Annotated in this window: 19 protein-coding genes and 1 tRNA gene; 4 read left to right on the plus strand and 16 right to left on the minus strand. The window is 72.5% G+C overall.

Annotated features, from left to right (window positions below):
• Positions 1-52 precede the first annotated feature (52 nt).
• The 7 genes from ACRQ4C_RS09620 to polA all read right to left on the minus strand — a co-directional run bounded on the left by ACRQ4C_RS09620 (position 53) and on the right by polA (position 10,779).
• Positions 53-1,261, minus strand: coding sequence for an acyltransferase (locus ACRQ4C_RS09620; RefSeq protein ID WP_439688513.1), 1,209 nt, complete (start codon positions 1,259-1,261; stop codon positions 53-55).
• A complete protein-coding gene (locus tag ACRQ4C_RS09625; RefSeq protein ID WP_439688514.1) occupies positions 1,258-2,754 on the minus strand; it encodes a class I adenylate-forming enzyme family protein in 1,497 nt (498 codons plus the stop codon). The genes ACRQ4C_RS09620 and ACRQ4C_RS09625 overlap by 4 nt, the downstream gene beginning before the upstream one ends.
• A gap of 22 nt (positions 2,755-2,776) precedes the next feature.
• On the minus strand, positions 2,777-3,904 hold the full coding sequence (locus tag ACRQ4C_RS09630) for a BPSS1187 family protein (protein ID WP_439688515.1): 1,128 nt from the start codon (positions 3,902-3,904) through the stop codon (positions 2,777-2,779).
• Positions 3,901-4,503, minus strand: coding sequence for a dephospho-CoA kinase (coaE, locus tag ACRQ4C_RS09635; protein ID WP_439688516.1), 603 nt, complete (start codon positions 4,501-4,503; stop codon positions 3,901-3,903). The genes ACRQ4C_RS09630 and coaE overlap by 4 nt, the downstream gene beginning before the upstream one ends.
• Before the next feature lie 96 nt (positions 4,504-4,599).
• Entirely contained in the window at positions 4,600-6,063 is a 1,464-nt protein-coding gene (gene rpsA / locus ACRQ4C_RS09640) for a 30S ribosomal protein S1 (RefSeq protein ID WP_290131652.1), read from the minus strand.
• Positions 6,064-6,306: 243 nt separating this feature from the next.
• Complete coding sequence (locus tag ACRQ4C_RS09645) at positions 6,307-7,986, minus strand: DUF885 domain-containing protein (protein WP_439688517.1); 1,680 nt, start codon at positions 7,984-7,986, stop codon at positions 6,307-6,309.
• 123 nt (positions 7,987-8,109) lie between these two features.
• Positions 8,110-10,779: a DNA polymerase I gene (gene polA, locus ACRQ4C_RS09650; RefSeq protein ID WP_439688518.1), complete on the minus strand. Its 2,670-nt coding sequence runs from the start codon at positions 10,777-10,779 to the stop codon at positions 8,110-8,112.
• A 101-nt stretch (positions 10,780-10,880) separates the two neighbouring features.
• On the opposite strand from polA, the gene ACRQ4C_RS09655 reads away from it, so the two are divergent.
• Together ACRQ4C_RS09655 and ACRQ4C_RS09660 are read left to right on the plus strand one after the other, a co-directional pair.
• A complete protein-coding gene (locus ACRQ4C_RS09655; protein ID WP_439690889.1) occupies positions 10,881-11,249 on the plus strand; it encodes a PaaI family thioesterase in 369 nt (122 codons plus the stop codon).
• 62 nt (positions 11,250-11,311) lie between these two features.
• Positions 11,312-11,695, plus strand: a complete 384-nt coding sequence (locus tag ACRQ4C_RS09660) for a VOC family protein (protein WP_290131649.1) — start codon at positions 11,312-11,314, stop codon at positions 11,693-11,695.
• Positions 11,696-11,750: 55 nt separating this feature from the next.
• On the opposite strand, the gene ACRQ4C_RS09665 is transcribed toward ACRQ4C_RS09660, so the two are convergent.
• The 5 genes from ACRQ4C_RS09665 to ACRQ4C_RS09685 all read right to left on the minus strand — a co-directional run bounded on the left by ACRQ4C_RS09665 (position 11,751) and on the right by ACRQ4C_RS09685 (position 15,282).
• Positions 11,751-12,221, minus strand: coding sequence for a GNAT family N-acetyltransferase (locus ACRQ4C_RS09665; protein ID WP_439688519.1), 471 nt, complete (start codon positions 12,219-12,221; stop codon positions 11,751-11,753).
• A 130-nt stretch (positions 12,222-12,351) separates the two neighbouring features.
• The gene (locus ACRQ4C_RS09670) at positions 12,352-12,957 is read right to left on the minus strand and encodes an ANTAR domain-containing response regulator (RefSeq protein WP_022903868.1); all 606 of its coding nucleotides are present in this window, start codon (positions 12,955-12,957) and stop codon (positions 12,352-12,354) included.
• Between the two features lie 51 nt (positions 12,958-13,008).
• Positions 13,009-13,089: transfer RNA gene (locus ACRQ4C_RS09675), tRNA-Leu, on the minus strand.
• A gap of 7 nt (positions 13,090-13,096) precedes the next feature.
• Positions 13,097-14,602: an ATP-binding protein gene (locus tag ACRQ4C_RS09680; RefSeq protein ID WP_439688520.1), complete on the minus strand. Its 1,506-nt coding sequence runs from the start codon at positions 14,600-14,602 to the stop codon at positions 13,097-13,099.
• Positions 14,599-15,282, minus strand: coding sequence for a response regulator transcription factor (locus tag ACRQ4C_RS09685; RefSeq protein ID WP_439688521.1), 684 nt, complete (start codon positions 15,280-15,282; stop codon positions 14,599-14,601). The genes ACRQ4C_RS09680 and ACRQ4C_RS09685 overlap by 4 nt, the downstream gene beginning before the upstream one ends.
• A 156-nt stretch (positions 15,283-15,438) precedes the next feature.
• Between ACRQ4C_RS09685 and ACRQ4C_RS09690 the strand changes: the two genes are divergently transcribed.
• Positions 15,439-15,999 carry a hypothetical protein gene (locus tag ACRQ4C_RS09690; RefSeq protein ID WP_439688522.1) on the plus strand — a complete coding sequence of 187 codons (561 nt, stop codon included), beginning with the start codon at positions 15,439-15,441 and terminating at the stop codon, positions 15,997-15,999.
• 87 nt (positions 16,000-16,086) lie between these two features.
• On the opposite strand, the gene ACRQ4C_RS09695 is transcribed toward ACRQ4C_RS09690, so the two are convergent.
• Genes ACRQ4C_RS09695 through exaC form a run of 3 tightly spaced genes read right to left on the minus strand, consistent with a single transcriptional unit; the run spans position 16,087 to position 19,287 of the window.
• Positions 16,087-17,265: a GAF domain-containing protein gene (locus ACRQ4C_RS09695; RefSeq protein ID WP_439688523.1), complete on the minus strand. Its 1,179-nt coding sequence runs from the start codon at positions 17,263-17,265 to the stop codon at positions 16,087-16,089.
• Between the two features lie 52 nt (positions 17,266-17,317).
• Positions 17,318-17,746, minus strand: coding sequence for a DUF779 domain-containing protein (locus ACRQ4C_RS09700; RefSeq protein ID WP_290131643.1), 429 nt, complete (start codon positions 17,744-17,746; stop codon positions 17,318-17,320).
• Positions 17,746-19,287 carry an acetaldehyde dehydrogenase ExaC gene (gene exaC / locus ACRQ4C_RS09705; protein ID WP_290131642.1) on the minus strand — a complete coding sequence of 514 codons (1,542 nt, stop codon included), beginning with the start codon at positions 19,285-19,287 and terminating at the stop codon, positions 17,746-17,748. Before exaC ends, ACRQ4C_RS09700 begins: the two co-directional genes overlap by 1 nt.
• Before the next feature lie 237 nt (positions 19,288-19,524).
• Here exaC and ACRQ4C_RS09710 point away from each other — a divergent pair, with 237 nt between their 5' ends.
• The gene (locus tag ACRQ4C_RS09710) at positions 19,525-20,064 is read left to right on the plus strand and encodes an HdeD family acid-resistance protein (RefSeq protein WP_439688524.1); all 540 of its coding nucleotides are present in this window, start codon (positions 19,525-19,527) and stop codon (positions 20,062-20,064) included.
• A gap of 110 nt (positions 20,065-20,174) precedes the next feature.
• Here the strand turns inward: ACRQ4C_RS09710 and ACRQ4C_RS09715 are convergent, their stop codons facing one another.
• Entirely contained in the window at positions 20,175-21,272 is a 1,098-nt protein-coding gene (locus ACRQ4C_RS09715) for a VIT1/CCC1 transporter family protein (protein WP_439688525.1), read from the minus strand.
• Between the last annotated feature and the right edge of the window lie 56 nt (positions 21,273-21,328).

The following is a 21,328-nucleotide window of genomic DNA, read 5'->3' on the forward strand; positions in this document are numbered from 1 at the left end:
GGAGGCACGACACCCGTCCGGTGCCGAGCCTCCAGGCCGAGACGTGGCCGGCTCAGCCGGCGGCCACCGCCGCACGCTTCCGCGCCCTCGCCTCGCGCTGCGCGCGCGAGGCGAGCGACGGCCGGCCCGTCAGCGGCACGCTGAGCGGGGTCCAGCGGAACGCCTCGGTGAGCGCGACGGACAGCACGACCACCAGCACGTAGGTGACGAGGGTCAACCAGGGCTTCGCGACGTGGCCCTCAAGCCAGCTGTCGCCGTACAGCAGGAGCCAGATCACGAACGGGTGGCTCAGGAAGATGCCGAACGAGCGGTCCGAACCGTAGTCGACCACCCGGGCGAGGAGACTCCCCCGGCGCCGGCGGTCCGCCCACCGCGCGCCGATCGTCAGGAAGCCGACGAATACCGCGGAGCTCCACACCACCTGGACGGGCTGCAGCGGGGTCCCGGCGGCGTACAACGACTGGCCGAGCAGGACCTGCACGGTCCACACACCGAGCGTGCCCACCCCGACCGCGGCGAAGCCCCAGAGCACACCCCGGCGGTGCACCCGGATGAACCGGAGGAACGCGTCGGCGTGGTCGGCGGCGATCGCCCCCGAGACGATGAAGAAGACGTACGAGAAGAAGAACTGCTTCTGGTAGCCGTGCAGCCACGCGTCGCTCGCCGGGAAGTACTTGTAGCCGGCGAAGACCACGAGCTGCACGACCGCCGCGACCACGAGCACCGTGACGTGGTGCCCTCGGGTCCGCCGCACGAGCCACACGACGACCGGCAGCAGGAGGTACACCTGCATCGTCACGAGCAGGAAGTAGAGGTGGTACCAGGCGACGCCCGTGACGATGCCCTCCGCGTACGTCCGGACGAGGTCCGGGACGTCACCGCGACGCGACGAACTCAGCAGCCACGAGGACGCGACGTACACGAACGACCACGCCAGGTACGGCACCCCGACCAGCAGGAAGCGCTTCGGCCAGAACTGTGCCATGGGCCGTGGACGGATCTCGTAGCTGTAGACGAGCACGAACGCGGTGAGCGAGAAGAACACGAGACGGGTGAAGTGCAGCAACCCGAGCAGGGCGTTCTGACCGACGTCGTCGGTGGCCGCGGTGTGGCTCGTCGTGTGCACGCCGATGACGCACGCGAAGGTCAGGATCCGGAGGACGTCGACCTCGTACAGGTGCCGCGGGCGACCGTCGGCGGTGCGGGTCGGCGACGCGTCGCTCGGGGCTGCCGGGTGCGCGGCCGCGGGCGCTGCGCTCACGGCTGCTCGGCCATCGTCCGGACGTCGGCCCGTCGGATCTTCCCCGTCGGCGCCCGCGGGAGGTCCGGGACGACGGTGATCTCGACCGGTCGGCGGAAGCGGGTGAGCTCGGCCTCGGTGCGGGCGGTCAGGTCGGCGACGAGGACGTCGGCGTCGACCTCGGCGTCGGGACGGACGATGACGTAGGCGACAGGGACGGCACCGAGCACCTCGTGGGGACGGCCGACGACCACCGCCTCGAGCACGCGGTCGTCGGCGAGGAGGACGTCCTCGACCTCGGACGGGTAGACCTTCTCGCCACCGCGGTTGATGACGTCGTCGGAGCGGCCCGCGAGGGACACCCACCCGTCGGACGACACCGACCCGACGTCGCCCGTGCTCAGCCAGTGGTCGGCGTCGAAGCGTTCCGCGGCGCGGCCGCCGAGGTAGTGGTCGACGATGCCCGGGCCGCGGACCCACAGCGCACCGACCTCGTCGGGACCGGCGACGGTGCCGTCCTCACGGCGGACCTGCACCTCGCAGCCGACGGGTACGCCGACGCTCCCCGGACGGGCCGGGGCGTCGAGCGGCGTCGCGGTGATCTGGGACGCACCCTCCGTCATGCCCCAGCTCACGACGAGCGGCACGTCACCGAGGGCGTCCCGGACGGGGTCGGGCAGCGGCGCCGAGGCGCTCCGGACGAACCGCAGTCCCTCCGGGAAGTCGAGCGGGCCGGTCTTCGCGAGCACGGCGAGGACCGCCGGCACCGCGTTGAGCCAGGTCACGCGGCGCTCGGCCAGCAGCTCCCAGAAGCCGGTGCGCCGGAAGCGGCGGTCGACCACGAGCGTGCCGCCGGCGACGAGGGTCGCCAGCAACCCGACGACTTCGGCGTTGACGTGGAAGAGCGGGAGGGAGTTGAAGCCGCGGTCCTCCGGCGTGAGGCCGTTGTGCGACGCGACCGCCCGGGCGACGACCAGCAGCTGCGACGCCGGCAGCTCGACCCCCTTGGGGGTCCCGGTCGAGCCGGAGGTGAAGAGCACCACGGAGCCCTCCCCGGGGGCGTCGACCACCTCGGCCGGCACGTCGCCGTCCCGCACGCCCGTCGGCAGGAACGTGCTCGGGTCGATCCGCGAGGACGGCGCACCCTCGACCGTGGCGTCCTCGTCGCGGTCGGACACCACCAGGCCGGGGCCGCCGAGCAGCGCCGCGAGCCGAGCGGGCTCGCCGACGGGCTGGCCGGTGTCGACCGGGACCGACCGACGACCGGACGCCACCGCGGCGAGGTGCACGACCGCGAACGCGAGCGGGTCGCCGACGTCCACGAGCACCGCGCCGGAGCTCGGCACACCGATGGCGTCGAACGTGGACGACCACGCGGACACGGCGGCGTCGAGGTCGGGGTAGGTGAGGGCACGATGGGAGCGCGCGTCCTCGAGGTACGCGCGGTCACCGCCCTCGGTGGCGCGTCGGGCGATCAGGGCGCGCAGGTCGGGGAGTTCTGCTGCTGGCTGCACGACCTGAGCGTATTGCGAGACCCTATGACCGGTCCGAGGAACGCGAGGCCTCCACCGGCGCAGTGCTCGCGCCGAAGCCGGGCACCGCGGGACTGCCGGACGCTGCGGACCCGGCGGTCTCGCCGGGTGTGTTCGCGAACCGGTGCAGCAGCCACTGCCAGAGCGGCAGCATCACGGGCGTCCCGTCGGACGCGAGCGGAGTGTCGTCCTTGATGATCCGCGAGTGCGACTGCCCGGGGTCGCCGAGGCCGAGGTCGGTGAGGATGGCGTGCGGGTCCGCGCCGGCCAGCGGCGGCGCGGTGTCGGTGCGGAACGGCCCGGACGACCCGGTCAGCCCGAGCGCGGTCCACGAGCCACGGATCCGCGGCCCGAACTCGTCACGGACGTCGTCGATCGCGTACATCCGGGCGACGGGCGTCCGACCCGGGCGGTCCATCCACGCCGCGTGCACCGCGCCGAGCGACTCGACCGGGGACGAGAACATGAGCGAGCCCCGGACGGACCGGACGTGGGCGATGTACGCCGCCTCGCCGCCGCCCTGGGAGTGCCCGGCGACGACGATGTCCGACCAGTCGATGCCCTCGCGAGCGTCGACGAACCGGCCCCACCCGCCGTCCGGGTCGTGGTCGTCGAGGTACTCGATCGCGTTGCGGAACCGGGACACGATCGACCCGGCCGGCGTGACCTGGCTGAACCGCGATGGACGGCTCCCGTCGAACCGGTTCCGCTGCACCTGGCCGTAGCACCGTGCGTCGGCCTCGCACGTGCCCGAGAGCGTCTTGCCCAGGTTCCAGTAGTCGAGCCCGAGCACGTGGTAGCCGTCGCCGAGCGCGGTCGCGAGGAACCGCTGGTACTGCGCCGGCTTCGCGCGGGTCGCCGGGAGGAAGAGCAGCAGCGGGCCGTCACGGTCGGTCCGGGCGGCGAAGTCGTCCCGGTTCGGCTCGAGCCGCTCCCCCGCGATCGACCCCAACCGGAAGCGGTGGAACTCGCCGTCCGGTCCGTGTTCGTCACCGCGTGTGCGTTCCTGCGCGGCCGTCCGTCCGTCGTCCGCGAGGCGCTGCGCCGCGAGGACGTTCGCCGCGACGACGGTGCCCGTCCCGATGGCCAGGAGCAGGACGAACGCGACGGCGAGCAGGACGCGGTGCTTCACCGGGCGATCCGTGCCCAGACCGCGTCGGCCGACCGGATCGTGTCCTCCAGCGTGCCGGTGGCGTCCACGACGTGGTCTGCGAGGGCCAGACGCTCGGCGTCACTCGCCTGCGCGGCGACCCGTCGTTCGGCCTCCGCGTGGTCCATGCCGCGGTGCTCGACGAGGCGTTCGATGCGCTGTGCCGCCGGGGCGTCGACGACCACGACCGCGTCGAACCGGATCGGCCGGGACCCGGCGGCCTCGGCGAGCAGCGGGACGTCGTACACGACGACGGCCTCGGGGTCCGCGGCCGCGGCCGCGTCGAACGCCTGCTGGGCGAGCCGCCAGACCTCCGGGTGCGTGATCCCCTCGAGCGCCTTCCGGGCGTCCGGGTCGGCGAACACGATCGCGCCGAGGGCCGGGCGATCGAGCGAGCCGTCGGCGGCGATCACGCTCGGACCGAACCGTTCGGCGACCTGCGCCAGCCCCGGGCTCCCCGGAGCGACCGCCTGCCTGGCCAATCGATCGGCGTCGACGACGACCGCCCCGTGTTCCGCCCAGCGGGCCGAGACCGTCGACTTGCCGGCGGCGATGCCCCCCGTGAGTCCGATGATGCGCACGCCGACCAGGCTAACGGCGCCGTCCTGCACAACGCCGGAAGCCCGGCACCCCTCTGCTGAGGGAGTGCCGGGCTTCCGGTCGCGGATGCGACTCGATCAGTTGGTCGAGCTGAGCTTCTCGCGGAGCGCCGCGAGCGAGGCGTCGTCGGCGAGGGTACCCGCACCGTTCGACTCGCCCGAGAACGAGGAGGACGACGAAGCGCTGGCCGGGAGGTCGAAGCCACCCTGCGCCTCTTCGGCGATGGTCTTCGCGACCTGCGCCTTGTGGGCCTCCCAGCGCGACTGGGCGGCGGCGTACTGCGCCTCCCACTCGGTGCGCTGGGTGTCGAAGCCCTCGAGCCACTCGTTGGTCTCCGGGTCGAAGCCGTCCGGGTACTTGTAGTTGCCCTGGTCGTCGTACTCGGTCGGCATGCCGTAGAGCGCCGGGTCGAACTCGGTGCCCTCCGGGTCCACGCCCTCGTTCGCCTGCTTGAGGCTGAGCGAGATGCGGCGACGGTCGAGGTCGATGTCGATGATCTTGACGAAGACCTCGTCACCGACGGACACGACCTGCTCGGCGAGCTCGACGTGCTTGTTCGACAGCTCCGAGATGTGCACGAGGCCCTCGATGCCGTCGGCCACGCGGACGAACGCACCGAACGGCACGAGCTTCGTGACCTTGCCCGGTGCGATCTGGCCGATCGCGTGGGTGCGGGCGAAGACCTGCCACGGGTCCTCCTGCGTCGCCTTGAGCGACAGCGAGACGCGCTCGCGGTCCAGGTCGACCTCGAGGATCTCGACGGTGACCTCCTGGCCGACCTCGACGACCTCGCTGGCGTGCTCGATGTGCTTCCAGCTGAGCTCCGAGACGTGGACGAGACCGTCGACGCCGCCGAGGTCCACGAACGCACCGAAGTTGACGATCGAGGAGACGACGCCCTTGCGGACCTGGCCCTTGTGGAGGTTGTTGAGGAACGTGGTGCGCGACTCGGACTGCGTCTGCTCGAGCAGGGCGCGGCGCGAGAGGACCACGTTGTTGCGGTTCTTGTCGAGCTCGAGGATCTTCGCCTCGAGTTCCTGACCGAGGTACGGCGTGAGGTCGCGGACACGGCGGAGCTCGATGAGCGAGGCCGGGAGGAAGCCGCGGAGGCCGATGTCGACGATCAGACCGCCCTTGACGACCTCGATGACCGTGCCGGTCACGACGCCGTCGGACTCCTTGATCTTCTCGACGTCGCCCCACGCACGCTCGTACTGCGCGCGCTTCTTCGACAGGATCAGGCGGCCTTCCTTGTCCTCCTTCTGGAGGACGAGGGCCTCGACCTCGTCACCGACCTCGACGACCTCGTTGGGGTCGACGTCGTGCTTGATCGAGAGCTCGCGCGAGGGGATGACACCCTCGGTCTTGTAACCGACGTCGAGGAGGACCTCGTCGCGGTCGATCTTCACGACGGTGCCGGAGATGAGGTCTCCGTCGTTGAAGAACTTCAGGGTCTTCTCGACCTCGGCCAGGAAGTCATCAGCCGAGCCGATGTCGTTGATGGCGACCTGCTTGGGAGCCTTGGTCGTGGTGGTTGTCATGTAGAGATTGCTCCGAACGGACATGAGTCGGGCTGCACGGCGAGGGAGCGACCCTCTGGTCCGCACCTCGGACGAGGGCGAGCCGGACAGCGGTGTGATTGGTTGGCGCGGATTGCGCCGCACAAGTCTAACCGCACCGGAGGAAGCGCCACAACCGGGCGTGTCGCCGCGCGTCGGGACGCGACCGGGGGCGGACTGGAGGCGCGGTGCCGGCCCGCACCGCGCCTCCAGTCCGTCCCGTCGTCAGCTGACGAGCGCGGTCCGCAGCGTGTCGAGCCCGATGCTGCCGAGCGCGAGCGCGCGGTGGTGGAAGGACTTCAGGTCGAACGCCGCACCCTCGCGCGCCGCGACCTCGTCGCGGATGGACTCCCACACGCGCTGCCCGACCTTGTACGACGGCGCCTGCCCCGGCCACCCGAAGTAGCGCGCCACCTCGAACCGGACGAACTCCGGTGCCATGTTGACGTTCTGCCCCATGAAGTCGAGCGCGTACTCCCACGTCCAGGCGCCCCCGTCCGGGTTCGTCTTCTGCAGGTGCACGCCGATGTCGAGCACGACGCGGGCGGCACGCATCCGCTGACCGTCGAGCATGCCGAGGCGGTCGCCGTCGTCGTCGAGGAAGCCGAGCTGCTCCATGAGGCGCTCGGCGTACAGCGCCCAGCCCTCGACGTGCCCGGACGACCCGGCCAGCTGACGGCGCCAGGTGTTCAGCTCGCCGCGGTTGTAGACGCCCTGGCTGATCTGGAGGTGGTGACCGGGGACGCCCTCGTGGTAGACGGTCGTCTTCTCGCGCCAGGTGCCGAACTCGGTCACACCCTGCGGCACCGACCACCACATCCGACCGGCTCGGGAGAAGTCGTCGGACGGACCGGTGTAGTAGATCCCGCCCTCCTGCGTGGGCGCGATCCGGCACTCGAGGCGCTTGATCGGGTCCGGGATGTCGAAGTACCTGCCGTCCATCTCGCGGATCGACTCGTCGCTCGTCTCCTGCATCCACCGCTGCAGGGCGTCGGTGCCGTGCAGGATCCGCGCCGGGTCCTGGTCGAGGACCTCGATCGCCCGGGCGACGCTCGCGCCGGACTCGATGCGATCGGCGATGCGCTCCTGCTCCTCGCGCATCCGGGCGAGCTCCTCGATGCCCCACGCGTACGTCTCGTCGAGGTCGACCGTGGCGCCGAGGAACCGGCGGGAGTGCAGCTCGTAGTCCTCGCGGCCGACGGCGTCGACCGGGGTGGCGAGCGGCAGCAGTTCGTGCTCGAGGAACTGCCCGAACGACCGGTACGCGGCCGCCGCGACCTCGGCACCGCGGCGGAGGTCGGCGCGCAGGGACTCCGGGAGCGCGGCACCGTCGTCGAGGGCGGCTCCGTCGGCGAGCTGCCGGAACATGCCGTCCTCCGCACCCGTGCGACCAGCCTGCTCGGCGATGAGCGCGACCTGGCGCTTCGCGGGCGTCACCTGCTCGCGTGTGCCCTCGAGCAGGGTCTCGCGGATGCCCTCGAGGGCGTCGGGGAGCGCGGCGAGACGGCTGGCGACGTCCTGCCAGTCGGACTCGGTCGCGGTCGGCATGAGGTCGAGGACCTCGCGGACGTTCTGGGCGGGGCTGGCGATGACGTTGAGGTCGCGGAGGTGCAGCTTCCGCGCGTACGACTCGGCGACCAGGTCGAGCTCGGCGCCGAGGTCGGCCTTCGTGACCCGGTCGACGTCGTCGGTCGCCTCGGCGGCGTCGAGCGCACGCTTCGCCGCGGCCGCGGCCTCCGCCATCGCGGCGGCACCGGCGGGCGAGGTGTCCCCGTACTCCCCCGTCCGCCCCGGCACACCGATGTAGGTGGCGACGGTCGGGTCGAGGTCGACGAGGGTGGTCACCCAGTCCTCGGCGACGCGGTCGACGGCGGTGGGCTGACGGGAAGGACGCTCTTCGATCATGCGATCGACCCTACCCAGCGGCGGCGACCCGCCGCGAGACGGACCGACGGGAGGCTCGGTGCCGGCGGGCACCGAGCCGTCCGTCCGCCGCGTGGTCACGTCGGTGACGCGACCACACCGGCGTCAGTGCGCGGCGGCTTCCCAGTTCGGGCCGACGCCGACCGAGACGTCGAGCGGGACGCTCAACTCGGCCGCCCCGCCCATGCGGGTGCGCAGGATCTCCTCGACGCGGTCCTGCTCGCCGGGAGCGACCTCGAGGATGAGCTCGTCGTGCACCTGGAGGAGCAGGTGCGACTCGAGGTCGCCGTCCCGCAGGTCGGCCGCGACGCCGAGCATCGCGATCTTCATGATGTCGGCGGCGGAACCCTGGATCGGCGCGTTGAGTGCGGCACGCTCGGCGTTCTCGCGCAGGACGCGGTTCGGGCTCTTGAGGTCCGGGAAGGGCCGGCGGCGGCCGAAGATCGTCTCGGTGTAGCCGTCTTCGCGGGCCTGCTCGACCACGTTGCGGAGGTAGTCGCGGACGGCGCCGAAACGGGCGAAGTACTCGGTCATGAGCGTTCGGGCCTCGGACTGCTCGATGCGCAGCTGCTTCGACAGGCCGAACGCGCTCAGGCCGTAGGCGAGGCCGTACGACATCGCCTTGACCTTCGTGCGCATCTCGGGCGACACGTCGGCCGGCTCGACGCCGAACACACGGGCGCCGACGAAGCGGTGGAGGTCCTCGCCCTCGTTGAACGCCTGGATGAGCCCGGGGTCGCCGGAGAGGTGCGCCATGATCCGCATCTCGATCTGCGAGTAGTCGGCCGTGATGAGCGTCGTGTACGGCTCGGCCACCGCGAACGCCGAGCGGACCCGGCGGCCGACGGCGGTCTTCACCGGGATGTTCTGCAGGTTCGGGTCGGTCGAGGAGATGCGGCCCGTGCTGCTGCCGGTCTGCTCGTACCGGGTGTGGATCCGGCCGTCGACGATCGCCGCGTCGAGGGTGTCCACGATCTGCCGGAGCTTCGTCGCGTCACGGTGCTGCAGCAGCAGGCCGAGGAACGGGTGCGGGTGCTGCTCCTGCAGGTCGGCGAGGCTGGCGGCATCGGTCGAGAACCCGGTCTTGGTCTTGCGCGTCTTCGGCATCGCGAGCTCGGTGAACAGGACCTCCTGGAGCTGCTTCGGCGACCCGAGGTTCACCTCGTGCCCGATCTCTGCGAAGGCCTGCTGGGCGAGGTCGGCGGCGCGCTCCCCGAGCTCGTGCGACAGGTTCGTGAGCACGGGCCGGTCGATCGCGACGCCCGTGGTCTCCATGCCGGCGAGGACGTGCACGAGCGGCAGCTCGATGTCGTCGAGCACCCGCAGCGAGGACTCGTCGAGGCGTGCCCGGATCGCCGTCGTCACCCGGAGGACGTACCAGGCGTGGACGCCGACGTTGACCGGGTCGGTCTCGGGCACGAGCTGGTTCGGGTCGGCGGTGGGGAGTTCCTCGCCGAGCTCCTGGTAGACGAGGTCGGCGAGGGGCTGCCCCTGCTTGCCGGGCTGCGCCAACCACCCGAGGATGCGGGCGTCGCCGGCGAGCCCGTTCACCGTGAAGCCGACCGTGGCGAGCACCTTGATCGCGGTCTTCGCGTCGTGGAAGTGCTTCGGCGCGTCGGAGGCGAACCACGCCGCGAGCTGCTCGTAGTCCTTCGCGCCGCTGCCGCCGGGGACGAGCACGGCGTCGTCGTGCGTGGCGATGCCGATCGCGCTGAGGCGGCCGTCGATGACCTCGACCGCGACGCCGAAGCCGTTCGCAGCGTCCTTCGCCTTGCGCTCGAGCCAGTAGCCCAGCTCTTCGTCGATGATCGTCGTGACCTTCGGCGGCGTCGGAGCTCCGTCGGCCACACCGCCGTCGGTCACGGTGCCCTCGGACGGCTCCCCCGTGCCCGCGACCTTGAACACGCGGTCGAGGAGGGTGCGGAACTGCAGCTTCGCGAAGAGGTCGCGGACGGCCTGCTCGTCGAGGGGGCGGAGTGCGACGTCCGCCGGCCCGACCGGCAGCTCGACGTCGTTCACGAGTCGGTTGAGCTTGCGGTTCCGGATCGCGCGGTCCTTCTGCTCGCGGAGGTTGCCGCCGACGACGCCCTTGATCTCGTCGGCGTGCTCGAGCACGCCGTCGAGCGACCCGTACTGGTTGATCCACTTGACGGCGGTCTTCTCGCCGACCTTGTCGATGCCGATGAGGTTGTCGCTGGTCTCGCCGACGAGGGCCGCGATGTCCGGGTACTGGTGCGGTTCGATGCCGTAGCGCTCGTACACCTTGTCGCGGTCGTACCGGGTGAGCTCCGAGACGCCGCGGACGGACGGGTACAGCAGCGTGACGTCGTCGTTCACGAGCTGGATGGAGTCGCGGTCGCCGGAGACGACGTAGACCTGGTAGCCCTGCTCCGACCCCTGGCGGGCGAAGGTGGCGAGGATGTCGTCGGCCTCGTAGTCCTCCTTCGTGACCGTCGTGATGCCCATGGCCTCGAGCGCCTGCTGCAGGAGCGGGATCTGGCCCTTGAACTCAGGCGGGGTCTCGGAGCGGGTGCCCTTGTAGTCCTCGTACTCACGGGTGCGGAACGAGAAGCGGGAGATGTCGAACGCGACCGCGAGGTGGGTCGGCTTCTCGCGCTGCAGGAGCATGAGCAGCATCGAGATGAAGCCGTGGATGGCGTTCGTGTGCTGCCCCTCGCGGTTCACGAAACTGTCGACCGGGAGCGCGTAGAACGCCCGGAACGCGAGGGAGTGGCCGTCGATGACCATGAGGGTAGGCTTTGCGGAGTCCGACACCCGGACAGCCTACCGACGCCATCCGACACGGGAGTCCTGCGCGCGTGACCGACGAAGCGACCACCACCACCGCGGTCGACGACCGCCTGGCCGAGCGCGGCATGGGCGAGCTCGCCGAGAAGATGGGCATGGTGATCACCGAGCTCACGGCCGATCGCGCGGTGGGGACGATCCCCGTCGAGGGCAACCGGCAGCCGGTCGGCCTGCTCCACGGCGGTGCGTACGTCGTCCTCGCGGAGAGCCTCGGGTCGATGGCCGCCAACGTCCACGCCGGCCCCGGGCGCTACGCCGTCGGCATCGAGCTCAACGCCTCGCACTCCCGCAGCGCCACGAGCGGCACCGTCACCGGGACCTGCACCGCGATCCACCTCGGCAACACCCTCACCACGCACGAGATCGTCCTCACCGACGACCAGGGGCGGCGCTGCTCCACCGTGCGCATCACCAACATGATCCGCGACGCCCGCTGACGCGACGGACCGGAGCGACCCCCGCCGCACCGCGACCGCCGGGCACCCACGAAGGAGTGACCATGCCCGCGACCGACTGGAAAATCGAACTCATCATGGTCCCGGTCAGCGACGTCGACCGTGCCCGGGAGTTCTACGAGCGCATCGGGTTCGTCATCGACCACGACCAACGCGTCTCCGACGACGTCCGGTTCGTGCAGGCGACACCGCCCGGCTCGGCCTGCTCGATCGCGTTCGGCGAGGGGATCATGTCGCCGGACGTGCCGCCCGGGTCGCTGAAGTCGGTCCAGGTCGTCGTCCCGGACGCCGACGAGGCTCTCGCCCACTTGCAGGACCTCGGCGTCGACGCGATCGGGGTCGACGAGCTCGCCTGGGGCCGCTTCGTCTTCTTCCGCGACCCCGACGGCAACGCCTGGACGCTGCAGCAGCTCCCGCCGCGGCCCTGACCGCTCCGAGCCTGGTCGCCCCGAGCCTGGCCGACCCGGTTCGGGCTGGGCGGTGTCAGTCCTCGGGCGGCCGCTGCAGCAGCCGTCGAGCGTCGCCGAAGCCGAGCCGCCGGTAGAGCCGCTCGCCGACGACGCTCGAGTGCACCACGACGCGTTCGGCTCCGGCCTCGTCCGCGATCTCGAGCAGCCGCTCGACGAGCCGCCCGGCGACGCCGGCACCCCGGAGGTCCGGGTGCACGTACACGGTCTGGAGCTCGGCCGCCACCCGGCCCCGTGGTCGGTGCGGCGCCGGCGGCCGAGGGTTCAGGGCGAGCCACGCCATGGCGAGCACCCGCCCGTCCCGTTCCGCGACGACGCACCGGTGCGAGTCGGGGTGCTCGGCCGCGAAGACGCGCATCGCGTCCCGGTACTCCGCCGGCGTCACGGCCGGGGCGACGCCATCCTCGTCGACGCTCCACCGCCACCGCAGGTCGGCGACCGCCGCCATGTCGGTCGGCCGGGAGGCACGGATCACCACGTCGTCCATCGCTCCACCCTGCCAGGCGGCCGGCCGGGGCGGGCGCACCCCGCGCCTCCAGGCCGGGTCGCGGCGCCGCAGACGACGAGAGCGCCGCCTCCCTGTGGGAGACGGCGCTCTCGTGCGAGCGACGCGGACGCTACTTCTTGGCGCTCAGCTGCTCGATGATCGCCTTGGCGACGTCGTGCATGGTCAGACGGCGGTCCATCGACGCCTTCTGGATCCACCGGAACGCCTCGGGCTCGGTGAGGCCCATCTTCTCGTTGAGGAGACCCTTGGCGCGGTCGACGAGCTTGCGGGTCTCGAAGCGCTCGACGAGGTCGGCGACCTCGGCCTCGAGCGTGATGATCTGCTGGTGGCGCGAGAGGGCGATCTCGATCGCGGGGAGCAGGTCGTTCGGCGTGAACGGCTTGACGACGTAGGCGAGGGCGCCGGCCTCGGTCGCGCGCTCGACGAGGTCCTTCTGGCTGAACGCCGTGAGGAGGACCACCGGAGCGATGTGGTTCTTGGAGAGCTTCTCGGCCGCGGAGATGCCGTCGAGCTGGGGCATCTTGACGTCCATGACGACGAGGTCGGGACGGAGGTCGGTGGCGAGCTGCACGGCGGTCTCGCCGTCGCCCGCCTCACCGACGACGTCGAAGCCGTTGTCGCGGAGGATCTCGACGATGTCGAGGCGGATGAGCGACTCGTCCTCGGCGACGACGACGCGACGCGGTGCTGCTGGGGTTGCTTCTGTGTCACTCACGAACGAAACCTTACTAGAAGTCGCCTGCACTCCTCGCTCGGCAGGCTCTTGTACGAGTGGCGGGACTCGAACCCGCACGCCGTGAGGCAGAGCATTTTGAGTGCCCCGTGTCTACCGTTCCACCACACTCGCGAGGACATCAGGCTAGCAGCACCCGCAGGTCGAACACGGCGCCGCCGAGACCGTCGGCACCGCGACGGCTGTCGGCGTGCGCGAGCGTCCCGCCGTGGGCCTCGGCGATGCCCCGGGCGATCGGCAGCCCGAGCCCGGCACCACCGGAACGGACGTCGCGGGAGGCCTCGAGCCGCACGAGCCGGTCGAACACCCGCTCCCGTTCGGACGCCGGGATGCCGGGCCCGTCGTCCTCGACCCGGACGACGGCCTCCCCCGACTCCTCCGTCAGGGTGAGGCGGACGGTCCCGCTCGGCCCCGTGGCCCGTGCGGCGTTGTCGACGAGGTTGCCGACGACCTGCGCGAGCCGGTCCGGGTCGACGTCGGCGACCACCGCGTGCTCGGGCACGGTCGCGTCGACGGTGGTGGCGGGCAACCGGAGCCGCAGCCGGTCGACCTCCGCCACGAGCCACGGCCCGAGGTCGGTCGGGCGCCGGTCGAGCGCGATCCCTCGGTCGAGCCGGGCCATCGTGAGCATGTCGTCGACGAGCCGGGCCGCGCGGTCCGCCTGCCGGACGACGTGGACCGCGAGCTCCTCGTTCGTCCCGGGGTCCGCGGCACCGTTCCTGACGAGGGTGTCGGCCGCGGCCCGGACACCTGCGACGGGTGTCCGGAGCTCGTGCGCGGCGTCGGAGAGGAACCCGCGCACCCGTTCCTCGGCGGCGACGGCCTTCGCCTCCGCACCCTCGACGGCGTCGAGCATCTCGTCGAACGCGAGCGCGACCCGTCCGATCTCGGTGTCCGTCCGCTCCGGCCGGAGTCGTCGGCCGCGGTCCCCGGAGGCGATCGAGCGCGCCGCCCCGGTCATCTCGTCGAGCGGTCGCATCGTGCGCCGGACCACGAGGACGAGACCGACGACCGCGACCCCGAGGAAGGCCGCGGACGTGCCGCCCATCACCCAGCCGAGCTGTGCAAGGGTCTCCTGCACGTCACGGGTCCCGGCGGTGAGGGTGATGCGCGTCCCGTCGGCGAGGTCCGACCGGAGCGTGAGCACGCCGTCGTCGTCCCGCACCGAGGACGAGGTGATCCGTGTGCCGGCCGTCGACGTGCTGGTGGACCCTGCTGCGGACGATCCGGTCGCCGCGGATCGCCCCGTGCGCGGGGCGTCCGCCTTCGCAGCGGGGCCCGGCAGACCACCCGGGTCCGGCGGGCCGTTCCGCAGCTGGTCCGGCGTGGGACCGGCCTCGACGGCGGCACCGTCGGGCTCGACGATGCGGACCGAGAGTCCCTGCGCCGACAGCCGGTCGGCGAGGTCGTCGGCGTCCAGCACCCCCACGAGCGCGGCGGCCGCCGACGCGCGGTCGCGCAGGCGGTCCTCGACCTGGGCGGTGAGCCGGGCACCGAGGACGGCCTCGACCGCGACGACGAGTCCCGCGAGCAGGACGGCCAGCAGCACGGTGACGGCGACGACGGTGCGGAGCCGGAGGGAGGTGGTGCGGAGCGGTCGACCGGGAGCGGCGAGGCCCACGCTCACGCGGCACCCCGGTCGACCGCGAGCCGGTAGCCGAGCCCGCGCACGGTGTGCACGAGCCGAGGGCCGTGCGCCTCCATCTTCCGACGCAGTGCGCTGAGGTGGACCTCGACCACGTTCGGGGCGATGTCCTCGTAGCCCCACACCTGGGTCGTGATCTGCGCCTTCGAGACCGTGCGGCCGCGGCTCTCGGCGAGGAACCGGAGGAGCCGGAACTCCGTCGCGGTGAGGTCGAGCACGACGCCGGCCCGTCGGACGGTCGAGGCGTCGGGGTCGAGCACGAGGTCCCCCACCTCGATCACCGACGGGATCCGTCCGCGTCGGCGCAGCACCGCCGTGACGCGGGCGACGAGTTCGGCCATCGCGAACGGCTTCACGACGTAGTCGTCCGCACCCTCGGCGAACCCGCGCAGCCGGTCGTCGAGCTCGTCGCGCGCGGTCGTCATCACCACGGCGGCGTCCGAGCGGGCACGGATGCGCGCGGCGAGCAGGATGCCGCTCGGCCCGGGGAGCATCCAGTCGAGGAGCACGAGGTCGGGGGCCGTCCGGTCGAGGTCCTCGGCGATGGTGCGGCCGTCCGGGGCCTCGGCGACGACGAAGCCCTCGGCGCGGAGGGTCGTCGCCACCGCGGTCCGGAGGGAGTCGTCGTCCTCGACCACGAGGATGCGTGCTGGTGCGTTCACGGCGGACACCGTAGGTCGGCACCGCCATCACGGAGCCTGGAACGGCCTGGAGAAACCCTGTGCGCCGCACATGCTTCAGTCCTGCTTCAGATTCGGATCCGAGCGTCTCCTCCGCGGCGGTCCGACCGGTCAGCCGCTCGACGAACAGGAGACACCATGCAGCACGAACAGGACGACCAGCCCACCGCCGGCCGTCGACGCCGGACCCTCCGGGCGGTCGGCATCGGCACCGCGGCGGCAGCGGCGCTGGTCCTCGGTGGGATCGGTGTGACAGCGGCGATGGCGGCGCCGAGCGCACCGAGCGTCGCCCCGTCCGGAGCACCCAGCGGTGCACCGAGCGGAGCGCCCAGCGGCGCGCCGAGCGGAGCGCCCAGCGGTGCGCCAAGCGGAGCGCCCAGCGGTGCGCCGAAGGCCGGACCCGGAGGCGACGCGAGTGGCCCCGCCGCGGCGCCGGGGTGCGCCGCGGGCCCGCTCGCGGACGGCAAGGCTCCCACCCCGCCGGCCGCGCCGAAGGACGGGAAGGCCCCCACGCCGCCCGCCACGCCGAAGGACGGGAAGGCCCCCACCCCGCCCGCCGCACCGAAGGACGGGAAGGCCCCCACCCCGCCCGCCGCACCGAAGGACGGGAAGGCCCCCACCCCGCCCGCCGCACCGAAGGACGGCACAGCCCCGAGCGAGGGCGGCTCCGCCACGCCCGCGCCGACGACGGGGTCCTGACCGGGTGACCGCACCCGGTGCGGGAGGCGCGCACCGTCGGCCGACCGGTCGACGAGTGTCGTGCCTCCCGGCCGTCAGCGCCTGCGGTCAGGGACGCTCGATCGCCTCGATCGCCGCCACCACGCCGGCCCGACGCGGCGACCGCCGCGGCAGCACAGCGAGCAGCGCGCGGAGCACCTGCTCGTCCGTGGCTCCGTCCGCGGTGCGTGCCCACGCCTGCAGCGCGTCGACGCCGCCGTCGGCGAGCAGCGCCTCGCGGAACCGGGAGCGCACCCGGTCGCGCAGGTCGTCGACACCCGGCGACGCGGACCCGGGCAGGACCGGTCCGGTGTACCGGTCGACGGCCTGGAGGCGCGCCCCGCGGTCGAGCGCGGACAGCACGCTGTCGACGTCGGTCCGGATCCCGGACAGACGGTACGGCCGTGATGTCAGGCGTGCGTCCGGCGCATGGTCAGCGAGCACCCGTCGGAGCCGGACGACCTCGGCGCGCAGCGTCGTCACCGCCCGGACGTCGCCGTAGACGGCGACCGCGAGGTCCGCCGCCCCGAGCCCGGCGGGTGCGGCGGCGAGCACGGCGAGGATCTCCGAGTGCCGCTCGGACAGTCGGACGCTGCGTTCCCCGGTCCGGAGGGTCGCCGTGTCGGAACCGAGCAGGTCCAGACCGGTCGGTCCCGGTCCCGGTCGGGGCGACGGAGCGACGGGGTGACGGAGTGCGGCGAGGGCGAGCTCGGCCTCCGCTGCGGCGGCGGTCGCGGTGAGCAGCGGGAGCGTGTGCCGTTCGACCGCGCGTTCGTCGCCCGTGAGGTCGAGCGCACCGACCACGTGCCCCGAGGCGTCCCGGAGCGGGACCGCCGTGCAGGAGAACGCCTTCACGGCCGTCGCGTAGTGCTCCTCGGCGTGGATCTGGACCGGGCGACCGAGCCGGAGCGCGGTCCCCGGTGCGCTCGTGCCCGCGTGCTCCTCCGCCCAGTCGGCGCCCGCGACGAACCCCATCCCCTCCGCCGCACTGCGGGCCCGGTGCGCGCCCTCGACCCAGACCAGCCGGCCGGCCGCGTCCGTCACGGCGACGATGCACCCCGCGGACCGTGCGTCGTCGAGGAGCAGGCGACGGACGACCGGCAGCGCGGTCCCGAGCGGGCCGGCACGGCGGAGGGCATCGAGTTCGTCGTCGCCGAGTGCGACCTCGGGGAGGCCGTCCGGGTCGACACGGGCGGACCGCTCCCACGACTCGGCGACGAGCGGACGGAGCCCGGACGGTGCGCGCACGTGCCCTCCTGTCCGGAACCCCGACCGCGTCGTCGCGGCTGGTGCGGTCAGCCTACGTCCGACCACTCGCCGGGACCAGGCCCAGGTCGACCAGCTCGTCGTCGGTGAGCATCCGCGACCGCGTCAGGAAGCGCTTGCCCTCCGGGACCTCGAGCGAGAAGCCCGCACCGCGGCCGTCGACGACGTCGATCGTGAGGTGCGTGTACTTCCAGTACTCGAACTGCGACCGGGACATGTAGACCTCGACCGGGTCGATGCCGTCCACGTCCAACGCGCCGAGGAGCACGTCGCCGGGGCCGGTCCGGAACATGCCGACCGGGTAGCACATCGGACTCGAGCCGTCGCAGCAGCCGCCGGACTGGTGGAACATGAGCGGGCCGTGCCGGGCGGCGAGGGAGCGCAGGAGCTCCCCCGCCGCCGGTGTGACCGCCACACGGGCGGTGGCGGGGCGGGGCGCCGCCCCGCCGTCGGAGTCCGGCATCAGAAGAAGCCCATCGGGCCCTCGGCGTAGGACACGAGGAGGTTCTTCGTCTGCTGGTAGTGCTCGAGCATCATCTTGTGGTTCTCGCGCCCGATGCCCGACTGCTTGTACCCGCCGAACGCCGCGCCCGCCGGGTACTGGTGGTACGTGTTCGACCAGACACGACCGGCCTGGATGTCCCGCCCGGCGCGGTAGAGCGTCGTCGCTTCGCGGCTCCACACGCCCGCGCCGAGGCCGTACAGGGTGTCGTTGGCGATCCGGATGGCGTCGTCGTAGCCGCTGAAGGACGTCAGGGCGAGCACCGGGCCGAAGATCTCCTCCTGGAAGATCCGCATCGAGTTGTCGCCCTCGAAGATCGTCGGGGTGACGTAGTAGCCGCCGGACAGCTCCCCGCCGAGGTCGGCCCGTTCACCGCCGGTCAGCAGCTTCGCGCCCTCCTGCTTGCCGATGTCGATGTAGCTCAGGATCTTCTCGAGCTGGTCGTTCGAGGCCTGCGCCCCGATCATCGTCGCCGGGTCGAGCGGGTGGCCCTGCTTGACGGCGCGCACCCGGTCGAGTCCGTCGGCCACGAAGCCGTCGTAGATCTCCTTCGCCACGAGCGCCCGCGACGGACACGTGCAGACCTCGCCCTGGTTGAGGTTGAAGAACGCGAAGCCCTCGAGTGCCTTGTCGTAGAAGGCGTCCCGCTCCTGGGCGACGTCCGCGAAGAACACGTTCGGGCTCTTCCCGCCGAGCTCGAGCGTCACCGGGATGAGGTTCTGCGACGCGTACTGCATGATGAGCCGGCCCGTCGTCGTCTCACCCGTGAACGCGACCTTCCGGATGTCCGGGTGCTGGGCGAGCGGCGCGCCGACCTCGATGCCGAAGCCGTTCACGACGTTGAGCACCCCGGCCGGGAGCAGGTCGCGGATGAGCTCCACGAGCACGTGGATCGAGGCAGGGGTCTGCTCGGCGGGCTTCAGCACGACGCAGTTGCCCGCGGCGAGGGCCGGGGCGAGCTTCCACACCGCCATGAGGATCGGGAAGTTCCACGGGATGATCTGGCCGACGACGCCGAGCGGCTCGTGGAAGTGGTACGCCACGGTGTCGTGGTCGATCTCCCCCGTCGAGCCCTCCTGCGCGCGGATCGCGCCCGCGAAGTAGCGGAAGTGGTCGATCGCGAGCGGGATGTCCGCGCCGAGGGTCTCGCGGATCGGCTTGCCGTTCTCCCACGTCTCAGCGACCGCGAGCATCTGCAGCTGCTCCTCCATCCGGTCGGCGATCTTGTTGAGGATCCCGGCTCGTTCGGCGACGCTCGTGCGGCTCCACGCCGGGAACGCCTTCCACGCGGCCTCGACCGCCCGGTCGACGTCCGTGGAGTCGCCGCGGGCGACCTCGCAGAAGACCTTGCCGGTGACGGGCGTCGGGTTCTCGAAGTACTGCCCGCCCGCGGGGGCGACGTACTCGCCTCCGATGAAGTGGTCGTAGCGCGACCGGTACTCGACGAGCGAGCCGTCCTCGCCGGGGGCGGCGTAGGTGGCGGGCGACGGTGCGATGGTCATGGTGGACACCTTTCGACGACGTTGTCGGCGGCGCTGGGTCCGCGCCTGCCCGCACGCTACGACGGGAGAGGTTGCATCCGGTTGCGCGGTCCCCACCCGGGCAGCGCCGCCCGCGGGAACCGGGCAGCGCCGCCCGCGGGAACCGAGCATCGCCGCCCGCGGGAACCGGGCAGCGGCGCTCGCGGTAGCGTCGATGCCGAGCAGGCCCGACCGCGGCCGACCAGGGAAGGAGCGCTCGTGGACTCTCGTGCCGTCCGGACGTTCCGCGTCTTCGTCGTCGTCACCGCCGTCGTCGCGATCGCCCTGGGCATCGTCGCGATCGCCTGGCCGCGCCCGACCCTGGCGCTCCTCGCGGTGGTGTTCGGCGTCTACCTCGTCGTGGCGGGTGCCCTCCGGGTGTTCGCTGCGGTCCGCGGGCACGGGACGGCACCGGTCTGGCGGTGGACGTCGGGCGTCGTCGGCGTGCTCGTCGGCCTCGCCGGGCTGCTCTGCCTGGTGGACCCGTTCGTGCCGCTCGTCGTGTACGCGGTGCTCGCGGGCGTCGGGTTCATCGTCGAGGGCGCCGTGGCGGTCATGGGCGCGGTCGTCGGGCACCCCGGGTCGTCGCGCGTCCCGACCGCGGTGAGCGGGGTGCTCTCGGTCCTCTGCGGCGTCGCGGTCCTCCTCGCCCCCACGCTCGCGCTCGCGGTCTTCACGGTGCTCGCCGGCATCGCCCTGGTCGTCGTGGGCGCCGCCGCGCTGCTGCTCCTGCCGCCGCGCGCAGCCGTGCGACGCTGACCGGGTCCGCGTCCGTTCCCGTCCGCGGACGCGGGCGGCCGCGGCGACGGCCGACCGACGCCACGGCGTCCGGCCGACGACCGGCCGACGACGATCGGCCGCCGGGGCCGCTACGCGGCGCCGGTCCCGAACAGCAGCCCGAGCCCGTACGTCACGACCGCCGCGCCGAACCCGATCGCGAGCTGCCGCAGCGCCCGCTTGAGCGGTGAGGCACCGCTGAGGACCCCGACGACCGCCCCGGTCCCGAGCAGCGCGACCCCGACGAGCGCACCGGCGACCGTGATCGCGGGCCACCCCTCGAGCCCGAACGCGTACGGCAGGATCGGGATCACCGCACCGGAGGCGAAGAAGCAGAAGCTCGAGAGCGCCGCACTCATGCCGTTGCCGATCGCCTCGTGGTCGTCCCGCGTCGGCGTGGACCCCGTGTCGGCGGACGGCCCGAGCCCGGCGATGACCTCGGCCGCGTGGGCGTGCGCCGCCGCCTCGTCCATGCCACGCGCCCGGTAGACGAGCGCGAGTTCGTTGGCGTCGACGTCGAGGTCCGCCACCGCACGGCCGGCCTCCGGGTGCGGTGCGGATGCCTCGAGCAGCTCGCGCTGCGACCGGACCGACACGTACTCCCCCGCGCCCATCGACAGCGCGCCGGCGAGGAGCCCCGCGATGCCGCTCAGCAGGACGAAGTGGCGGTCGGCCCCGGACGCGCTGATGCCGATGATGAGCGCGAGGTTCGACACGAGGCCGTCGTTCGCGCCGAAGACGGCCGCGCGGAACGTACCGGACAGCCGCATGCGCCCACGGTTCGCGAGACCGCGGACGACCTCGCCGTGGATGCGCTCGTCGGCGGCCATCCGAGCGGTGGCGTCGTCGTCGTCCGCGTACGGCGAGCGGTCCTCGGCCCGCTGCATGAGCGCGAGCACGAACACCGAGCCGAACCGCTTCGCGAGCGACGCGAGGACCCGGGTGCGCAGGCTCCCCCGCTGCGGTCGGCCGACACGGTCGCCGAGGAGCTCGAGCCAGTGCTGCTCGTGCCGCCCCTCCGCCTCGGCGAGGGCGGCGAGGATCTCGCGCTCCTCACCGGTGCGACGCGCGGCGAGGTTCCGGTAGACGGCCGCCTCCGCGCGCTCGTCGGCCAGGTAGCGGCGCCAGCGACGGACCTCGGCGCCGGTGGGTGCTGACGCGGTGTCGTCCTGGAGGCTCACAGCACCCATCCTGCCCGGTCGCGCGACGGGGCGGTCGCGCCGGCCGCGGGGCGGACGCGACGCGG

The sequence above is a fragment of the Curtobacterium sp. SP.BCp genome (assembly GCF_051903255.1).
Classification (GTDB): Bacteria; Actinomycetota; Actinomycetes; order Actinomycetales; family Microbacteriaceae; genus Curtobacterium.